The following is a 20,179-nucleotide window of genomic DNA, read 5'->3' as shown; positions in this document are numbered from 1 at the left end:
CTATTCGGCCGCGACGGCGGGGGCCGTGTCGCGGGCGGTGGCGAGCTCGAGCAGCGCGCGGCGGTAGTCGGTGGGCATCACCTTGACGAAGGCGGCGCGCGCCTGGTCCCAGTCGTCCAGGATCTCCGCGGCCCGGGCGCTGCCGGTGTGCAGGTGGTGGCGCTCGATCAGGACGCGCAGCCGTTCGGCGTCGTAGCGCAGCATGTCGCCCATGCCGTTGTTCTCCACCGAGATCGCCCGCTGGCTGGGACGGAACGGCTCGTCGGCGGCGTTGGCGGGCGCGGGCGGTTCGACCGCCTCCAGCTCGACCATGGCGGTGTTGCAGAGCCCCGCGAAGCGCCCGCCCGGATCGTAGACGTAGGCCACCCCGCCGCTCATGCCGGCGGCGAAGTTGCGGCCGGTGTCGCCCAGCACCACCACCACGCCGCCGGTCATGTACTCGCAGCCGTGGTCGCCCAGCCCTTCGACCACCGTCACGGCGCCGGAGTTGCGCACCGCGAACCGCTCGCCGGCGACGCCCTCAAAATAGGCTTCGCCGGCGATGGCGCCGTAGAGGACGGTGTTGCCGACGATGATGTTGCGGGTGGGCTCGCGCCGGGATTCCGGCGGCTGGCGCACGACCACGCGGCCGCCCGACAGGCCCTTGCCGACGTAGTCGTTGGCGTCGCCGATCAGCTCCAGCGACACCCCCCGCGCGGCGAAGGCGCCGAAGCTCTGGCCGGCGTTGCCGCGGAACGTCAGCGCGATGGTGTCCTCGGGCAGGCCGGCATGGCCATAGGCCCGCGCCACCGCGCCGGAGAGCATGGCGCCCACCGTGCGGTTGACGTTGCGGATCTCGTAGGTCCCGCGCACCGGTTCGCCACGCTCCAGCGCCGCCTGGGCGTCGGCGATCAGGGTGTTATCCAGCGCCTTACCCAGGCCGTGGTCCTGGCGGTCCTGGTTCCACAGGCCTTTCGCGCCCTGGGCCGGGGCCGCGTAGAGGATGCGCGACAGGTCGATCCCGTGCGCCTTCCAGTGGTCCAGCGCCGGGCTGACGTCGAGGCGGTCGACACGGCCGATCATCTCGCTGACCGTCCGGAACCCCAGCTCGGCCATCAGTTCGCGCAGCTCCTCGGCCACGAAGAAGAAGTAGTTGATCACGTGCTCGGGCTGGCCGGTGAAGCGGGCGCGCAGCACCGGGTCCTGGGTCGCCACGCCCACCGGGCAGGTGTTCAGGTGGCACTTGCGCATCATGATGCAGCCGGCGGCGATCAGCGGGGCGGTGGCGAAGCCGAACTCGTCGGCGCCCAGCAGCGCCGCGATGGCGACGTCGCGGCCGGTGCGCAGGCCGCCGTCGGCCTGCACCGCGATGCGGGTGCGCAGGCCGTTAAGCAGCAGGGTCTGCTGGGTCTCGGCCAGGCCGATCTCCCAGGGCGAGCCGGCGTGGGTCAGCGAGGTCAGCGGCGAGGCGCCCGTGCCGCCCTCGAAGCCGGAGATGGTGACGTGGTCCGCCCGCGCCTTGGCGACGCCGGCCGCCACCGTGCCGACGCCCACCTCGGAGACCAGCTTCACCGAGATGCGGGCCTGCGGGTTGACGTTCTTCAGGTCGTGGATGAGCTGCGCCAGGTCCTCGATGGAATAGATGTCGTGGTGCGGCGGCGGGCTGATCAGGCCGACGCCGGGCGTCGAGTGGCGGACGCGGGCGATGTTCTTGTCGACCTTGTGCCCGGGCAGCTGGCCGCCCTCCCCCGGCTTGGCGCCCTGGGCCATCTTGATCTGGATGTCGTCGGCGTTGACCAAGTACTCGGCGGTGACGCCGAACCGGCCCGAGGCCACCTGCTTGATGGCCGAGCGCATGGAATCGCCGTTCGGCAGCGGCGTGAAGCGGTCCGCCTCCTCGCCGCCCTCGCCGGTGTTGGAGCGGCCGCCGATCCGGTTCATGGCGATGGCCAGGGTGGTGTGGGCCTCGCGGCTGATCGAGCCGAAGCTCATCGCCCCGGTGGAGAAGCGCTTGACGATCTCCGTCGCCGGCTCGACCTCGTCCAGCCGGACCGGCTGGTCGGCCGGCTTCAGGCGCATCAGCCCGCGGATGGTCAGCAGGCGCTCGCTCTGTTCGTTGATCGCGCGGGCGAACTCGCGATAGGCGTCCGGCAGGTTGCCGCGCACCGCGTGCTGCAGCGCCGACACCGATTCCGGGCTCCAGGCGTGCGCCTCGCCGCGCAGCCGCCAGGCGTACTGGCCGCCGACATCGAGCATGGTCTTGTAGATCGGGTTGTCGCCGTAGGCGTCGCGGTGGCGGCGCACGCTCTCCTCGGCGATCTCCGCCAGCCCGACGCCTTCGATGGTCGAGGCGGTGCCGGTGAAATACTTCTCGATCAGCGCCGACGACAGGCCGACGGCGTCGAAGATCTGCGCCCCGCAGTAGGACTGGTAGGTGGAGATGCCCATCTTCGACATCACCTTCAGCACGCCCTTGCCGATGGCCTTGATGAAGTTCTTGCGGACCTCATAGGCCGACTGCGGCAGGCCGTTCCGGACGCGGATCTGCTCCAGGGTCTGGAAGGCCAGATAGGGGTTCACCGCCTCCGCCCCGTAGCCGGCCAGGACGCAGAAGTGATGCACCTCGCGCGCCTCGCCGGTCTCGATGACCAGGCCGGTCTGCATCCGCAGGCCCTGGCGGATCAGGTGGTGGTGCACGGCCGCGGTGGCGAGCGCCGCCGGGATCGGGATGCGGTCGGCCGAGGCGGCGCGGTCCGACAGGATCAGGATGTTCATGTCGGCGAGGACGTTGTCCGTCGCCTCTCGGCACAGCCGGTCCAGCGCCCCGTCCAGGCCCGCGGCGCCCTCCTCCGCCGGCCAGGTAGCGTCGAGGGTGGCGGTGCGGAAGGCGCCGTCCAGCAGCTCGTTGATCGCCCGGATCTTCGCCAGGTCCTCGTCGGTGAGGATCGGCTGGGCCACCTCCAGCCGCTTGTGGTTGCCCGCCTGCCGGCCGAGCAGGTTGGGACGCGGCCCGATCATCGAGACCAGGCTCATCACCAGCTCCTCGCGGATCGGGTCAATGGGCGGGTTGGTGACCTGGGCGAAGTTCTGCTTGAAGTACTCGTAGAGCAGCTTCGGCCGCTTCGAGAGCACGGCGATCGGCGTGTCCGAGCCCATCGAGCCGATGGGATCGTCCCCGGCCCGGCCCATGGGCTCCAGGAAGAAGGCCAGATCCTCCTGGGTGTAGCCGAAGGCCTGCTGGCGATCGAGCAGGGCGTCGGGATCGTTGGAGAGCGGCGCCTCCGGCTCGGCCGCCAGCGACAGCTCTTCCAGCTTGAACTGGGTGTCCGCCAGCCAGTCCTCGTAGGGCGCGGCTTCGGCCAGGGCGCGCTTGATCTCCTCGTCCTCGATGATCCGCCCTTCTTCCATGTCGATGAGCAGCATCTTGCCGGGCTGCAGCCGCCACTTGCGGACGATGCGTTCCTCGGGGACGTCGAGCACGCCGACCTCGGAGGCCATGATCACATGGTCCTGGTCGGTGATGATGAAGCGCGCCGGGCGCAGGCCGTTGCGGTCGAGCGTCGCGCCGATCTGGCGGCCGTCGGTGAAGGCCACCGCCGCCGGCCCATCCCAGGGCTCCATCAGCGCGGCGTGGTATTCGTAGAAGGCGCGGCGCTTGGGATCCATCTGCGGATTGCCCGACCAGGCCTCCGGGATCAGCATCATCACCGCGTGCGCCAGCGGATAGCCGCCGGCCACCAGCAGCTCCAACGCATTGTCCAGGCAGGCGGTGTCCGACTGCCCGTGCGGGATCAGCGGCCACATCTTGTTGAGGTCCGGGCCCAGCAGCTCGCTTTCCATCGAGCGGCGACGCGCGTTCATCCAGTTCACGTTGCCGCGCACCGTGTTGATCTCGCCGTTGTGGGCGATGAACCGGTAGGGGTGCGCCAGCTTCCACGACGGGAAGGTGTTGGTGGAGAACCGCTGGTGGACCAGGGCCAAGGCGGACTCGGCCAGCGGGTCCAGGAGGTCGGTGTAGAAGGTCCCCACCTGGTGGGCGAGCAGCAGGCCCTTGTAGACCACCGTCCGCGTCGACAGCGACGGGATGTAGAGCTGGGTCAGGCCCGGCAGGTTGCGCTTCACGGCCAGCTCGGCGAGCGGGTTCTGCAGCTGCTTGCGCACCGCCAGCAGCTTGCGCTCGTGGGCGTCCTGGTCGCGGACGTTGGGCCCGCGGCCGATGAAGGCCTGGCGGATCACCGGCATCTGCGCCAGCACCGCCTCGCCGAGGCCCATGGTGTCCATCGGCACGTCGCGCCAGCCGAGCAGCGGCTGCTTCTCGACGGTGAGGAAGTGCTCGAACTGCGCGACGGCGGCGTCGCGCGCCTCCTCGTCCCGGGGCAGGAAGCACATGGCGACCGCGTACTCGCCGGCCGGCGGCAGCGCCACGCCGGCCGCGGCGGCCCAGTTGCGGTAGAGCCCGTCGGGGATCTGGATCAGTATGCCCGCGCCGTCGCCGACCAGCGGATCGGCGCCGACCGCGCCGCGGTGGTCGAGGTTGACCAGGATCTGCAGCCCGGCCTCGATCACCTCATGGGACTTGCGGCCCTTGATGTTGGCCACGAAGCCCACGCCGCACGAGTCGTGCTCGTTCGCCGGATCGTACAGGCCCTGCCGCTGCGGGGTTTCCATCCCGTCCCTCGCTCACGCCGGCGCACGTCAAAACGCGTCCCCGAAGGCGTTCATCGTAACCCGGAGGACGTGAAGTGCCGCTGAGGGCATTTATCCGGCAAGATCATCCCGTGTCGATGGGACCAGAGCTGCAGCTGAGGAAGATTTTTCCAACATGCGCCGGCCTGGCCGGGATACCCGCCCCCGCGGCGGGCGCAAAAAAAGGCCGCGCCCGAAAGCGCGGCCAGTCATAGGGAGGAAACGCCCCGAAGGGCTTCACCACTGTGACTCACGTCATTGTGATGGCAAGCGCCAACTCACCCGCGCCCGGGATCGCGACAATTTGCCCTCAATCGACCCATTCGCGCTTCAGGCGGGCGGCGCCGATGGTGAAAAGTAAGGCGCTCACGACGTAGAACCCGAGGCCCGAATAGATGGCGTAGCGCAGCGACTCGGCGCCGAAGCGCGGCGTCAGCGCGTCGGACACCGCGCCGAAATACCAGGTGCCGAGGCCGAGCCCGATCAGGTTGTTGACGAACAGGAAGCAGGCCGACGCGGTGGAGCGCTGCGCCGAGGGAACCAGGTGCTGCACGGCAGTGATCACCGGCCCCAGCCACACCAGGTTCAGCGCCTGCGGGATCAGGAACAGCACGAAGGCCATCGGCAGCGAGGTGGATTGGATGGCGAAGAAGAAGCACGGCAGCGCCAGCATGAAGGCGGCCGCCGGCACCAGCAGGTAGGCGGCGCGGTTGCGCGCGCCCAGCCGGTCGCCCAGCCAGCCGCCGGCCCACACCCCCGCCGTGCCGCCGACCAGGGTGATCGCGCCCAGGAACAGCGAACGGTCGACCAGCCCCATGCCCAGGCTGCGTTCGAAGAAGGACGGCAGCCAGAAGGCGACGCCGTAGCCGCACACCGACGAGGCGGCGGCGGCCAGGGAGATCAGCCAGAAGGCCGGCTTGCGCACCAGCACGCCGACGCCGCCGGCCGAGGGGGTCACAGCCGCAGGCGCATCGTCGTGGGCGCCGCGCACAGGCTCCTTGACCATCAGGCGGAAGATCGGCGCCAGCAGGACGCCGGCCAGGCCCACGGCGATGAAGGCCGCGCGCCAGTCGATGGCGTGGGCGATCAGGCCGCCGAACAGGATGCCCAGCGCCGAGCCCACCGGAATGCCGAAGGAATAGGCGGCGAGCGCCCTCGCCCGCTGCGCCTTCGGGAAGTAGTCGGAAATCACGGAATAGGCCGGCGCGACGCCGCCCGCCTCGCCGACGCCGACGCCCATCCGGCACAGGAACAGCTGCCAGAAGCCGCCGGCCAGCCCGCAGGCGGCGGTGAAGGCGCTCCACAGCGCCAGCGAAACGGTGATGATCCAGGTGCGGCTGGAGCGGTCGGCCAGCCAGGCGATCGGGATGCCGAGGGCGGTGTAGAACAGCGCGAACGCCAGCCCGCCCATCAGGCCCAGCTGGCTGTCGGTGAGGCCCAGGTCCTTCTTGATGGAGCCGGCGAGGATCCCGAGGATCTGCCGGTCCAGGAAGTTGAAGGTGTAGGCGAGAACCAAGATCGCCAGCACCAGGAGACGGTAGCGGCGAGCCCGGGCGTCGTCCGAGGACGCGATGGCGGCAGGTGAGACTGTGGCGGTCATCGGCGTCCCGGAAAAGGAAACGCCCGGCTCTTCAGGAGAGCCGGGCGCAGGGTCCTAGAACTTCGCTTCGAGCGAGAGCATCACGACCCTCGGCGGGCCGTAGAAGGCGCTCACCGAGTTGCCGAACAGTACGCCGGACGACTGCGCGAAGTTGTATCCGCCGACGCGATAGCGCTCGTCGGTCAGGTTCTTGCCGTGCAGGCCGATCCGATAGTGGTCGTCGGCCGAGGTCCACATCAGGCTCGCGTCCACCAGCCAGTAGGCGGCCTGGTCAAGGGACGAGGGCACCTCGAACATGTGGAACTTGTCGCGATAGGACGCGGACGGCGTGAAGGTCACCCGGCCGTGCTCTCCGAGGTCGGCCGTATAGGTGAAGCTGACCGAGCCGGTCCATTCGGGAGTGTTCTGGAACACGCGGCTGGAGGCGAACTCGCGGATCACCGGCGGCGAAGCCGTCAGGTCCAGGGCCTTGTACTCGTCGAACTGGGCCTTGATGTAGCCCAGCGAGAAGTTGGCGGTCAGGTTCGACATCAGCGACGCCACGCCTTCCAGCTCGACGCCGTACATGTGCGACTGGCCGACGTTCAGCACCTGGCTGGCGATCGACGCGCCCACCGGGGTCTGCAGCGTGACCTGCTGGTCGCGATACTTGGCGTAGAAGACGTCCGAGTTCAGCGACAGGCGACGGTCGAGGAAGTAGCCCTTCAGGCCGGCCTCGTAGGAGTCCACCGTCTCCGGCTGATAGCCGTTGACAGACGACGGCGTGAGGATGGCGTCGGCGCGCATGTCGAAGCCGCCCGACTTGAAGCCCTGGCTGTAGGACAGATAGCCGGTCCTGTCGGGATCGAAGGCGTAGCTGACGCTGACCCGCGGTGTGAACTTCTCGAAGGTCGCCGAGCTGGTGAAGTTCGAGCGAACCAGGCCCGGGATCGCGAGGTTGTTGCCGAACAGCGGACTCTTCAGGCCAGTGAAGTTCTGGCGATAGACTTGGCCGGTCTTGTCGTCGTGGGTGTAACGGCCGCCTACCGAGACCTTCAGGGCCTCGGTCACGTCGTAGCTGAAGTCGGCGAAGGCCGAGTAGCTTTCGGTGTCGACATGGCCTGCGGTGGCGATGGTCAGGTTGGCCTGGGACAGCACCGTGTCGAAGGCGCCGGCCGCCGTTGCGTTCAGGTAGAACAGCCCGCCGACGCCCTGCAGCCGCTCGCCGGTGTAGAGAAGTTGCAGTTCCTGGGTGAACTGGTGGTCGCTGTAGCGGGCCGGGATATCGAGGATGGCCGCCGGCAGTTCGTCGAAGTCGATGGAGCCCACGGTGTAGCCGGAGCGGTAGGCGGAGATCGACTTCAGCTTGATCTTGTCATTTACGTCCCACTCGCCGAGCAGCGACACGCCCCGCGCCTGGACGTGGTTGAAGTCGCCGGCTCCGGCGTTGGTGTCATAGACGTTCGCGGGCGGCGCGCCGCCCGGGATGGGCCGGCCCAGGAAGTCGAGGGCCGGGGTTTCGCGGTGGCCGTGGCGCGGGTTGGAGTCGTCGGTGACGATGTCGCCCGACAGGCGGAAGAACAGGTCCTGCGTCGGCGACCATTCCAGCGTGGCGCGCGCGGCGTCGACGTCCTTGTTGTACTGCTCCGCGCCGGTGTTCAGGTTCTTGCCGTAGCCGTCGTGGCCGAAGTGGGCCCAGGTGATGCCGACGCCGAGGGTGTCGGAGACCTTGCCCTTGGCCGAGGCGACGACGTCCTTCTCGTTGTACGAGCCGACGGTCCCCTTGATCCGGAATTCCGGTTCGTCGCCGATCTTGGCGGTGACGTACTTGATGGCGCCGCCGATGGTGTTGCGGCCGTAGAGCGTGCCTTGCGGGCCGCGCAGCACTTCCATCCGCTGGATGTCGAAGATGTCGAGAACGGCCGCCTGCGGGCGGGCGATGTAGACGTCGTCGAGGTAGAGGCCGACGCCGGGCTCAAAGCCCCACAGCGGATCCTGCTGGCCGACGCCGCGGATGAAGGAGATGAGGGTGGAGTTGGAGCCACGGGCCACCTGCAAGGTCAGGTTGGGCGTGGTCTGTTGCAGGGCGGTGATGTCCACCGCGCCGGTCTGGGCGAGGCGCTCGGCGGTGATGGCGGTGACGGCGACCGGCACGTCCTTGAGGTTTTCCTCGCGACGCCGGGCGGTGACGACCAGTTCTTCCACCGCCGCGCCGGCGGTGGAGGCCGCGGGGGCCTGGGCGAAGGCGAGAGTCGGAACGACGGACCAAGCCGCGCCCGCAAGGAGCGCCGCTTTCAGGATAGACTTCATAGTTTCCTCCCCGTGCGCCGGCCACGTCCCCCATGGCGCGAGGGCTGGCGCTACATTTCACCGTCAGGCGAATTACCGGCTATGTGCCGCCATTCGGGTGCGCGGCGCCAGCACGGGAGGCTCCGGCTGTGTTGTTTCTGCTCATGTGATGAATTTGCGCCACAGTGCCGCTTTTGAAATACGGCTGAAACTCAGGCCTCCGGGTGCCGCCGAACGACTTCCTGGATGCCTGCGGCGCAGTAGGCGAAGAGCCGGGCGCGGACCGCCTGCATGTCGCTGGAGCGGCACAGGCCATCGGAGAGCTGGTCGATCCGGCCGGTCTCGGAGAGCGCCAGCATCATCGAGCCGGTGAGGAACTGGTAGCACCAGTAGAGGTCGCGGATCTCGGCGTCCGGCATGGCGGCCTTGAGCGCGTCGATCAGCCGGTGGACGACCGGATCGAAGTACCGGTGCATGGTCTCCCCGCCCCAGTCCGGCGTGTTGTTCACCAGCGCCACCAGCCGAAAATAATTCTTCCAGTGCGGATCGTCGGTCATCGAGAGGTCGACCAGGGGTCCGATGAACGCCTCGATCACGCCCTCGACCGTCATGCTGTCGGGCTGGGCGGCCTGATAGGCGCGCATGGCCCCCAGCCGCGCTTCGTTCAGGATCTCGGCCCGACGGGCGAACACCGAGTCGAACAGTTCGCGCTTGGCGCCGAAGTAGTAGTGGATCAGGGCGGTGTCGACGCCGGCCTCGGCCGCCACCTGGCGCACTGTCACGCCATAGAACCCGTGACGGGAGAACAGTCCTTCGGCGGCGTTGAGAATCGCCTCGCGCAGGTCCGGGCCCTGCCCCTTCGGCCGCCGCCCGCGCGGCGTGCCCGCCTGGTTGCCGTTCGCCTTCGCCATCATCCCCCGCCGCCGCTCCGTAGGATGAGCCGCGGCGCGCCGCAAGGCCAGCGGGCATGCCCCGCCCGACACCCAGCCGTGGTCGCGTGGCGGCGCATGTCAGAATGCGACGACCTTGACGCAATAGCGAAAGACGAAGACATCGCTCGGTTCTAGTCGCCGCCTAAAGAGAACAGCCTCCGCCGCCGTGTCGGGACTCGGCGATGGAACGGCGGGGGCTACAGGGCCGTTGTGGCAAAGCTTGCGCTGACGGTCACCGCGGCCTGCAGGTCACCCCAGGAGGAATGATGGACGTTCGCGCGAAAGCACGAAACCTCTCGGTTGAGAGCACGCGGCGTCCGGGACGCCGCGTGGTGATCGGCCTCCTGGTGCTGGTGGCCATCGCCGCCGTGATCTGGCTGGCGGTGACCCTCGTCCACAACAGCAGCGCCGGGGGCCCGGGCGGCGGGCGCGGCGGACCGGGCGGGCGCGGCGGACGGCCCGCGACCACCGTCGGCGTCGCCGCCGCGAGCCAGGCGGACATCCCGGTCACCATCGACGGCCTCGGGACGGTGACGCCCGCCGCTACGGTCACGGTGAGCCCGCAGGTGTCCGGAACCATCACCCAGATCCTGTTCCGCGAGGGCCAGATGGTCCGCAAGGGCCAGGCGCTGGCGATCATCGACCCGCGGCCGCTGCAGATGGCGCTCCTGCAGGCGCAGGGTCAGCAGGCCCGCGACGAGGCGCAGCTGACCAATGCCCGCCTTCTCCTGCAGCGCGACCAGACCCTGCTGGCGCAGGACTCCATCGCCCGGCAGGACGTCGATACCCAGGCGGCCCTGGTCAAGCAGCTGGAGGGCACCGTCACCACCGATCGCGCCGCGGTCGGCACCGCGCGCCTCAATCTCGGCTTCAGCCGCGTCGTCGCCCCGGTGAGCGGCCGCGTCGGCCTGCGGGTCATCGACGTCGGCAACTATATCGGCGCCGGTTCCGCCGCCGGCATCGTGGTGATCACCCAGATCAATCCCATCGACGTGGAGTTCACGATCCCGCAGGACGAGGTCCCTCGCCTTCAGGCGCAGTCCGCCCAGGCGACCCTGCCGGTCACCGCCTTCGACCGCACCAAGACGATCAATCTCGACCAGGGCGTCTTCTCGACCTTGGACAACCAGGTCGACACCACCACCGGCACGGTCCGGGCCAAGGCGCGGTTCCCCAACGCCGCGGGCCGCCTGTTCCCGAACCAGTTCGTCAACGTGCGGGTCAACCTTCAGAACCTGCGCGGCGCGGTGGTCGTGCCGGTGACGGCCGTGCGCACGGGCGCGGACGGCGACTTCGTCTGGAAACTGAACCCCGACAAGACGGTGACCATGCGCAAGGTGGTGCGCGGGCCCGGGACCCCCACCACGGTCAGCATCGTCCAGGGACTGCAGGTCGGCGAGCGGGTCATCACCGAAGGCGGCGACCGCCTCACCGAAGGCGCCCGCGTCATGCTGCCGGGCGACAAGCCGATGCCGCAAGGCGGGGGCCGCGGTCGTGGCCGCCACCGCCGGCCAGGCCAGGGCGGCGGCGCGGGCGGAGCCGGTGGCGGCGTTGCGGCTGGCGGCGGCGATCAGCCTGCAGCCAATGCGCCGGGCGCTGCGCCCCAGGCCGCCCAGGGTGGCGGCGGGATGGGCGGCGGCGCTCCGAACCCGGCGATGCAGGCGGCGCGGCAGGCCATGATGCAAGCCTGCGCGGCGGACGCGAAGACGCTCTGCGCCGGCCAGCAGGGGCGCGAGCTGAACATGTGCCTGCGCACCAACGCCGACAAGCTGAGCGCGCCGTGCAAGGACGCCATGGCCAAGATGCCGCGCCGCGGGCCGGCCGGCGGCGGCGGCGGCGGCGCCGGGCCCGGCGCGTGAGCCCCCGAGGCCTGGCCGGTCCACGCACATGAACCCGTCGCGTCCCTTCATTATGCGCCCGGTGGCGACCGCCCTCCTGATGGCGGCGATCGTCCTGGGCGGCCTGGTGGGCTTCCGCCTGCTGCCGCTCTCGGCCCTGCCGGAAGTCGACTACCCCACCATCCAGGTGCAGACGCTCTATCCGGGCGCCAGCCCCGAGGTGATGGCCCAGACCGTCACCGCGCCGCTGGAGCGGCAGTTCGGACAGATGTCGGGCCTCGACCGCATGAGCTCGGTGAGCTCGGCCGGGGCTTCCATCGTCACGCTACAGTTCAATCTTGGGGAAAGTCTCGACGTAGCCGAGCAGGAAGTGCAGGCGGCGATCAACGCCGGCGGCAACCTGCTGCCTGCGGACCTGCCGGCGCCGCCGGTCTACGCCAAGGTGAATCCGGCCGACGCCCCGGTCCTCACGCTCGCCATCACCTCCGACACCATGCCGCTGACCGACGTGCAGAACCTCGTCGACACCCGGATGGCCCAGAAGATCAGCCAGGTCTCCGGCGTCGGCCTGGTGACGTTGAGCGGCGGCCAGCGGCCGGCCATGCGCATCCAGGTGGACACCCGCTCCCTGGCCTCGTTCGGCCTCACCCTGACCTCGGTGCGCAACGCCATCAGCGCAGCCAACGCCAACACCGCCAAGGGCAGCTTCGACGGCCCGACGCGCAGCTACACGATCAACGCCAACGACCAGCTGCTGACCGCCGACGACTACCGCAACCTCATCGTCGCCAGCCGCAACGGCGGCTCCGTCCGGCTGTCGGACATCGCCACGGTGGTCCAGGGCGCGGAGAACGTGAAGCTCGGCGCCTGGGCCAACCGCACGCCGGCCATCATCCTCAACGTCCAGCGGCAGCCGGGCGCGAACGTCATCAAGACGGTCGACGCCATCAAGGCGCAGCTGCCGGACCTGATGGCCTCCCTGCCGCCGCAGCTGAAGGTGACGGTGCTCAGCGACCGCACCACCGGCATCCGCGCCTCGGTCAGCGACGTGGAGGTGGAGCTGCTGGTGGCGGTCGCCCTGGTGGTGCTGGTGATCTTCTTCTTCCTGCACAGCCTGCGCGCCACGGTCATCGCCGGCCTGGCCGTGCCGATCTCGCTGATCGGCACCTGCGGCATCACCTACCTGCTGGGCTTCAGCCTCAACAACCTGAGCCTGATGGCCCTGACCATCGCCACCGGCTTCGTGGTCGACGACGCCATCGTCATGATCGAGAACATCTCCCGCCACATCGAGGAGGGGGAGGCGCCGTTCGAGGCGGCGCTGAAGGGCGCCCGGCAGATCGGCTTCACGATCATATCGCTGACGGTTTCGCTGATCGCGGTGCTGATCCCGCTGCTGTTCATGGGCGACGTGGTGGGCCGGCTGTTCCGCGAGTTCGCCATCACCCTGGCGATCACCATCCTGATCTCCGCCGTGGTCTCGCTGACGCTGACGCCGATGATGTCAGCCCGCTGGCTGAAGCGGGAGGATCTGGCGCGGCCCGGGACCATCGGCGCCCGCAGCAAGGCGATGTTCGACAAGCTGATCGACCGCTACGACCGAGCGCTCAACTGGGTGCTCGACCGGCAGGCGGCGACCCTGCTGGTGGCGATCGCCACCTTCGCCTTCACCGTGCTGCTCTACGTGGTGATCCCCAAGGGGCTGTTTCCGGTCCAGGACACCGGTCAGCTGCAAGGCCGCACCCAGGCGTCGCAGACCGTCTCCTACGCGCGGATGGCGCAGCTGCAGCAGGCGGCGGTCAACGCCGTGCTGGCCGATCCCGACGTCGACAGCGTGAGCTCCTTCGTCGGCGTCGACGCCGCCAACAACGCGATGCTGCACACCGGCGACCTGCTCATCAACCTGAAGCCGCACCACGGCTCGCAGGAGAAGCTGATGCAGCGGCTGCGCGATCGGGTCGCCAAGGTGGCCGGCATCGACCTCTACCTGCAGCCCACCCAGGACCTGACCGTCGACGCGGAGTCCGGCCCCACCCTGTACCGGGTCTCGATCGAGGGCTCCAACACCGCCCAGGTGAACGCCTGGGCCGACAAGCTGGCCGCGCAACTCGCCAACAGCCGCAAGGTGCGCAACGTCGTCTCAGGCGCCAGCGACCGGGGCCTCGCGGCCTATGTCGACATCGACCGCGACACCGCCGCGCGGCTGTCGATCACACCGTCGACGATCGACGACGCCCTCTACAGCGCCTTCGGGCAACGTATCGTCTCGACCATCTTCACGGAGACCAACCAGTACCGGGTGATCCTCGAGGCGCGGCGGGAAGACGCCACGCCGCAGACGCTGGGCGCGGTCCAACTGCAGGCGACCGGCGGCTCCACGCCGCTGAGCGCGGTCGCCACGATCCGCGAGCAGACCGCGCCGCTGCAGGTGAGCCACGTGGCCCAGTTCCCCGCCGCCACCGTCGGCTTCGACACCCAGCCGGGGGTGTCGCTGGGCGCGGCGGTGACGGAAGTCCGCGCCGCGGCGCAGAAGATAGGCCAGCCGAACGGGATCTCGATGACCTTCCTGGGCGCGGCCGGCGCCTATCAGCGCTCGCTCACCAACCAGCTGTGGCTGATCCTGGCGGCGGTGGTCTGCGTCTACATCGTGCTGGGCGTGCTCTACGAGAGCTACATCCACCCGCTGACGATCCTCTCCACCCTGCCCTCGGCCGGCGTCGGCGCGCTGCTGGCCTTGATGGTCACCGGCAATGACCTCGGGGTCATCGGCATCATCGGCATCATCCTGCTGATCGGGATCGTGAAGAAGAACGCGATCATGATGATCGACTTCGCCATCGACGCCGAGCGCGAGCAGGGAAAGAGCCCGCGCGAGGCGATCCACCAGGCGGCCCTGCTGCGCTTCCGGCCGATCCTGATGACCACGCTGGCCGCGCTGTTCGCGGCGATCCCGCTGATGCTGGGCATGGGCATGGGCGCGGAGCTCCGGCGGCCCCTCGGCATCGCCATCTTCGGCGGGCTGATCGTCAGCCAGCTGCTGACCATGTTCACCACGCCGGTGGTCTACCTGGCCTTCGACCGGCTCGCGCCGCGCAAGCTCCGCACCGGGGCGGCGGAGGGCGAGCCCGACCCGGAGCCGGCGACGTGAACCTGTCCGCCCCCTTCATCCGCAGGCCGATCGCCACCGTCCTGCTGACGGTGGGCATCGCGCTCGCCGGGATCGGGGGCTTCTTCGTCCTGCCGGTCGCGCCGTTGCCGCAGGTCGACTATCCGGCGATCTCGGTGTCGGCCAACCTGCCGGGCGCGAGCCCGGACACCATGGCCACCAGTGTGGCCACGCCGCTGGAGCGCCGGCTGGCGACCATCGCCGGGCTCAACGAGATCACCTCGTCCAGCTCCAATGGCTCGACGCGCATCAGCCTGCAGTTCGACCTGAACCGCAACATCGACGGCGCGGCGCGGGAAGTTCAGGCGGCGATCAACGCCGCGCGGATCGACCTGCCCACGACGCTGCACAGCAACCCCACCTACCGCAAGCGCAACGCCGCCGATCAGCCGGTGGTGATCCTGGCGCTGACCTCCGACACCAAGACGCCCGGCCAGATCTACGACGCGGTCTCCAACATCATCCAGCAACGCCTGTCGCAGGTGGACGGCGTCGGCGAGGTGGAGATCGGCGGCGGCTCGTTGCCGGCGGTGCGTGTGGAACTCGCCCCCTTCGCGCTGAACCGCTACGGCGTCAGCCTGGAGGACGTCCGCGCCGCCATCCAGTCGGCCAACGCCAACCGGCCGAAGGGCACGGTCGAGGACGCCGGCCGGCGCTTCCAGATCTACACCAGCACCGGAGGCCGTACGGCCGCCGAGTACCGCAACCTGGTGGTGGCCTTCCGCAACGGCGCGCCGATCCGCCTGGCGGACGTGGCCAGCGTCATCGACAGCGTCGCCGACACCCGCACGCTCGGCCTGTTCAATGGCCAGCCGTCGATCATCGTCCTGGTGACGCAGCAGCCGGGCGCCAACGTCATCCAGACCGTGAACAGCGTCCGCGCCGTCGTGCCGGAACTCGCTGCCCAGCTGCCGGCCGACATCAAGCTGCAGGTCGCCTCCGACGCCACCACCAGCATCCGCGCCTCGTTGCGCGAGATCGAGGTGACGCTGCTGATCTCGGTCGTGCTGGTGGTGCTGGTGGTGAGCGCCTTCCTGCGCAGCGGGCGGGCGACGATCATCCCGGCCGTCGCCACGGTGGTGTCCCTGCTGGGCACCTTCGGGGTCATGTACCTGCTCGGCTTCAGCCTCAACAACCTCAGCCTAATGGCGCTGACGGTCGGCGCGGGGTTCGTGGTCGACGACGCCATCGTGGTGCTCGAGAACACCAGCCGCCATCTCGAGGACGGCATGGATCGCTTCCAGGCGGCCCTGTTGGGCGCCCGCGAAGTCGGCTTTACCGTGCTGTCGATCAGCATCTCCCTGGTCGCGGTGTTCATTCCCCTGCTGTTCATGGGGGGCCAGGTCGGGCGGCTGTTCCGGGAATTCGCGGTGACGCTGTCGGCGGCGGTGCTGATCTCGCTGCTGATCTCGCTGACCACCACGCCGATGATGTGCGCCCTCCTGCTGCGTCCGAAGGCGGACGAGCGCGAGCCCGGGCGGATCGCGCGCTTCTTCGAGGCCGGTTTCGACCGCATCCTGCGCATGTATGGGCACAGCCTCGACTGGGCGCTCGCCGCCAAGCCGCTGGTGATGCTGATCCTGATCGCCGTCGTGGGCCTGAACGTCTACCTCTACATGGCCATCCCCAAGGGCTTCTTCCCGCAACAGGACTCGGGGCGGCTGAACGGCGGCCTGCGCGCCGACCAGAGCATCTCCTCCGAGGAGATGGGCCGGAAGATGAGGACCCTGGTGAACATCATCCGGCGCGACCCGGCGGTGGCGACGGTGGTCGGCTTCACCGGCGGCGGGCGGGCCGGCGGCGGCTTCCTGTCGGTCGACCTGAAGCCGCGCTCCCAGCGCAAGGACGGCGGCCAGCAGGTGATCGCCCGCCTGCGGCCCCAACTCGCCCGCGTGACCGGCGTGAGCCTGTTCCTCAATCCGCAGCAGGACGTGCGGATGGGCGGCCGGCAGGCCAACGCCACCTATCAGTACACGCTGAAGAGCGACAACGCCGCCGACCTGAAGGTGTGGGCCCAAAAGCTGGCCGACTCCCTGGACGGCCGCCCGACCATGACCGACGTCAACACCGACCAGCAGGACAATGGGGTGGAGGCCTACGTCGACGTCAACCGGGACAGCGCCGCGCGCCTGGGCGTCTCGGCCCGTGACGTCGACAACGCCCTCTACGACAGTTTCGGCCAGCGACAGGCCGCCACGATCTACGAGGACCTGAACCAGTACAGCGTGGTCATGGAGGCGGCCCCCGCGTTCACGCGCAGCCCCGACGCCCTGAGCCAGATCTATGTGCCGGCCAGCGGCTCGGTGGGCGCGACTGCGCCGACCATCGCGGCCACGACGGCGCCGGCCACGACCCGCACGACGACGGCCGCCGCAGCCACCGGCACGAGCACGAGCACAACGACGAGCACCAGCACGACCCCGGCGCCGGTCGCCAACCCGGCGCTACGCGATCCCTCCACCGGCAGCGCCCTCAACACCTCCGTGCAGCGAATGGTGCCGCTCACCGCCATCGCCAAGTTCAGCCAGCGCGCCACGCCGGCGGCGGTGAACCACCAGGACGGCGAACTTGCGACAACGGTCTCCTTCAACCTGGCGCCCGGCGCCTCCCTCAGCGACGCCCAGGCGACCATCGCCCAGGCGGAGGCCGACATCGGCATGCCGAACAACGTCCGCGGCAGCTTCCAGGGCACCGCCCGCAGCTTCCAGGACCAGCTGAAACAGGAGCCGGCGCTGATCGCCGCGGCCCTGGTGGCGATCTACATCGTCCTGGGCGTGCTCTACGAGAGCATGGTGCATCCCATCACCGTGCTTTCCACCCTGCCCTCCGCGGGCGTCGGCGCGGTGCTGGCCCTGCTGATCTTCAAGATGGAATTCTCGATCATCGCCCTGATCGGGGTCTTCCTGCTGATCGGGATCGTCAAGAAGAACGCCATCCTGATCATCGACTTCGCGCTGGAGGCGCAGCGCTCGCGCGACATCGGCGCCGCCGAGGCGGTCCGCGAGGCCTGCATGCTGCGGTTCAGGCCGATCCTGATGACCACCCTGGCGGCGGGCCTGGGCGCCCTGCCCCTGGCGATCGGCTTCGGCGAAGGCTCCGAGCTGCGCCGGCCGCTGGGCGTGGCCATCATCGGCGGGCTGATCGCCAGCCAGCTGCTCACCCTTCTCACCACCCCTGTCGTCTACGTCTATCTCGACCGCCTGCGCCGTCACCGTGATGAGCGCTACCTCAGCCGCGCCGGCGGCGAGGAAGAGGTCCAGCCTGCATGAAGGACGCCGTGATGCGCCTCGCCCGAACCCCCCTGACCGTCCTCACCTGCGCCGCCGTGGCCGGCTGTGCAGTGGGGCCGAACTATGCGCGTCCCTCCGCGCCGGTGTCCGCGACCTTCAAGGAGGCCGCCGGCTGGTCGCCCGCCGCCCCGGCGGACGCCCTCGAGCGTGGCGATTGGTGGACCTTGTTCGGGGATCCGGTCCTGAACGGGCTGATGGCCCGGGTGCAGGTCTCGAACCAGAACATCATCGCCGCCGAGGCCGCCTATCGTCAGGCGAGGGCCCTGGTCAGCGAACAGCGCGCCGCCCTCTTCCCGACGGTCAACACCAGCGGCAGCGCCACCCGGTCCGGCAGCGGAGCCGGCGGCAGCGCCATCATCGTCAATCCCGACGGATCGACCAGCGGCGGATCGAGCGGCGGCACGGCGCGCAACACCTACCGCGTCACCCTCGGCGCCAGCTGGGCGCCCGATATCTGGGGCCGCATCCGGCGCACCATCGAGGCGAGCCGCGCCAACGCCCAGGCCAGCGCCGCCGATCTCGCGGCCGCCCGGCTCGCGGCCCAAGGCGAGCTCGCCGCCAACTACTTCAGCCTGCGCGAGGCCGAGGCCGAAATGGCCCTCGACCAGGCGACGGTCGCCTCCTACCGGCGCACGGTGCAGATCTCCCAGAACCAGTACAACGCCGGCATTGCGCCGCGCAGCAACCTCCTCCAGGCCCAGACCCAGCTGGACAACGCCCTGGCCGATCTGGCGGGCACACAGCAGACGCGGGCCACCTATGAGCACGCCATCGCCATGCTGGTCGGCGAGGCCCCGGGGAACTTCAGCCTGGCCACCGCCGCCTGGACGTCGACCGTGCCGGAGACACCGCCCGGCGTCCCCTCGACCCTGCTCCAGCGGCGCCCCGACATCGCCGCCGCCGAGCGCCGGATGGCGGCCGCCAACGCACAGGTGGGCGTGCAGGTCGCCGCCTATTTCCCGAGCCTGTCGCTCACCGGATCCTACGGCTTCGCCAGCACGGAGCTCGGCGCGCTGATCAGTGCGCCGAACGCCCTATGGAGCATGGGCGCCTCCGCGGCCGAAACATTGCTCGACTTCGGAGCCCGGCGCGCGCGCGTGACCGAGGCCCGCGCCGCCTATGACCAGGCCGTCGCCCAGTACCGTCAGACGGTGCTGACGGCCCTGCAGGACGTGGAGAACCAGCTGGTGGCGACGCGGGTGCTGGCCGCCCAGTACGACCTGCGCCGCGACGCCTCCGCCGCGGCCGACGCCGCTGAGCAGATGGTGACCAACCGCTACCAGGCCGGCCAGGTGAGCTTCGTGGACGTGGTCACCGCGCAGGCTGCGGCGTACGCGGCGCGGCGGGCCCTGGCCCAGGCGACGGCCCAGCGACAGAACACCGCCGTCGCCCTGATCCAGTCGCTGGGCGGTGGCTGGCGTCCGGCGCCCTAGCTATTCGCTTCGACAATGTCGTGGGGATGAGAGGGACGCCGCAACGGGGCTCCCTCGGGGTCTGCGATGGTACCGCCTCTCCGGCTTGAACGGAGGACCTCTAGATCCACAATCTAGCGCTCTAACCAACTGAGCTAAGGCGGCCTATCGCGAGCGCCCGGTTCTAATCGGGCGAGCCGGTCTGATCAAGCCGTTGAAGCGCGGCCCAAGGCTCCCGGAAAAAGAAAAAGCCCCGGAGGCTTGCGCCGCCGGGGCTTGATCGTTGGTCAGTCTGCGTCAGCCTTTGGGAAGGGCGAAGCGGATCGGGATCCGCACCGTCCCACCATCGACGGGCGCGCCGTCCTTGGTCTGAGGCCGCATCTTGAACAGCTTGCTCATCCGCATCGCGGACGACCCGAAGTCCTGATCGGCCGGCGTTTCGGAAACCACCGAACAATTGTCCAGCGTACCCCGAGCGTTGACCGTGCAGCTGATCGTCGCCGTACCTTCGACGTTCATCCGTTGGGCGCGTTCCGGATAGTACCGGGCGACGTCCTCGCCGGTCGGCTTACGAAGCCAATCCGGGCTCGTGATGACCGACGGACGCGGCGGCTCAGGGGGCGGCGGCGCCGGCGGCTTCGGCTCCTCGATCCGACGCTCCACCGGCGGAACCGGCAGGGGCGGAATCGAAGGAACGTCCGGGACGGCGATCGGCGGCCTGGGCTGCAGCTTCGGCGGCGGCGGCGGAGGCGTATTCGGCGGCGGCGGAGGCGGCGGAGGCGGGGGCGGCGGCGGCACTGGTTTGATCAGCGCCACATCCGTCACCTCGTCCGAGTACTCCTTGAAGCTCGGTTCGAACTTGCTCTTCCAAAGGTAGAGCGCAAGAGCCGCGTGCACGACTGCCGCAATGACGAGCGCGATGATGAAGCCCTTTTGGCGCTTCGGTCGCGGATCGTCGAACGGATTGTGCCCCGGGTGTGCGACGTCTCGCTGTGTTGTGTCAGCCAT

The 20,179-nt window shown here is 69.5% G+C and carries 9 protein-coding genes and 1 tRNA gene; 4 read left to right on the top strand and 6 right to left on the bottom strand.

The window, feature by feature from the left end:
* The 4 genes from gltB to DJ021_RS14400 form a co-directional block, all read right to left on the bottom strand.
* Positions 1 to 4,647, bottom strand: a complete 4,647-nt coding sequence (gltB, locus tag DJ021_RS14415; protein WP_111458209.1) for a glutamate synthase large subunit — start codon at positions 4,645 to 4,647, stop codon at positions 1 to 3.
* 328 nt (positions 4,648 to 4,975) lie between these two features.
* Positions 4,976 to 6,265: a spinster family MFS transporter gene (locus tag DJ021_RS14410; RefSeq protein ID WP_111458208.1), complete on the bottom strand. Its 1,290-nt coding sequence runs from the start codon at positions 6,263 to 6,265 to the stop codon at positions 4,976 to 4,978.
* A 54-nt stretch (positions 6,266 to 6,319) separates the two neighbouring features.
* Entirely contained in the window at positions 6,320 to 8,554 is a 2,235-nt protein-coding gene (locus DJ021_RS14405; protein WP_111458207.1) for a TonB-dependent receptor, read from the bottom strand.
* A 191-nt stretch (positions 8,555 to 8,745) separates the two neighbouring features.
* Positions 8,746 to 9,447: a TetR/AcrR family transcriptional regulator gene (locus DJ021_RS14400; RefSeq protein ID WP_424443939.1), complete on the bottom strand. Its 702-nt coding sequence runs from the start codon at positions 9,445 to 9,447 to the stop codon at positions 8,746 to 8,748.
* Between the two features lie 350 nt (positions 9,448 to 9,797).
* On the opposite strand from DJ021_RS14400, the gene DJ021_RS14395 reads away from it, so the two are divergent.
* The 4 genes from DJ021_RS14395 to DJ021_RS14380 are packed head-to-tail and all read left to right on the top strand — an operon-like array spanning position 9,798 to position 19,192.
* On the top strand, positions 9,798 to 11,324 hold the full coding sequence (locus tag DJ021_RS14395) for an efflux RND transporter periplasmic adaptor subunit (RefSeq protein ID WP_243626040.1): 1,527 nt from the start codon (positions 9,798 to 9,800) through the stop codon (positions 11,322 to 11,324).
* A 52-nt stretch (positions 11,325 to 11,376) separates the two neighbouring features.
* Positions 11,377 to 14,451 (top strand): efflux RND transporter permease subunit, encoded by a 3,075-nt coding sequence (locus tag DJ021_RS14390; protein WP_424443937.1) that lies wholly within the window; start codon positions 11,377 to 11,379, stop codon positions 14,449 to 14,451.
* Positions 14,448 to 17,738, top strand: a complete 3,291-nt coding sequence (locus tag DJ021_RS14385; RefSeq protein ID WP_111458204.1) for an efflux RND transporter permease subunit — start codon at positions 14,448 to 14,450, stop codon at positions 17,736 to 17,738. The genes DJ021_RS14390 and DJ021_RS14385 overlap by 4 nt, the downstream gene beginning before the upstream one ends.
* Positions 17,735 to 19,192, top strand: coding sequence for an efflux transporter outer membrane subunit (locus DJ021_RS14380; RefSeq protein ID WP_243626039.1), 1,458 nt, complete (start codon positions 17,735 to 17,737; stop codon positions 19,190 to 19,192). Before DJ021_RS14385 ends, DJ021_RS14380 begins: the two co-directional genes overlap by 4 nt.
* Positions 19,193 to 19,259: 67 nt before the next feature.
* On the opposite strand, the gene DJ021_RS14375 is transcribed toward DJ021_RS14380, so the two are convergent.
* Positions 19,260 to 19,336, bottom strand: a tRNA-His gene (locus DJ021_RS14375).
* Positions 19,337 to 19,468: 132 nt separating this feature from the next.
* Complete coding sequence (locus tag DJ021_RS14370; RefSeq protein ID WP_111458203.1) at positions 19,469 to 20,179, bottom strand: energy transducer TonB; 711 nt, start codon at positions 20,177 to 20,179, stop codon at positions 19,469 to 19,471.

Origin of the sequence: Phenylobacterium hankyongense (assembly GCF_003254505.1) — a bacterium.
Taxonomy (GTDB): domain Bacteria; phylum Pseudomonadota; class Alphaproteobacteria; order Caulobacterales; family Caulobacteraceae; genus Phenylobacterium; species Phenylobacterium hankyongense.
Note: the sequence above shows the minus strand (reverse complement) of the source record. Positions and strands in the feature narration are given on the sequence as shown.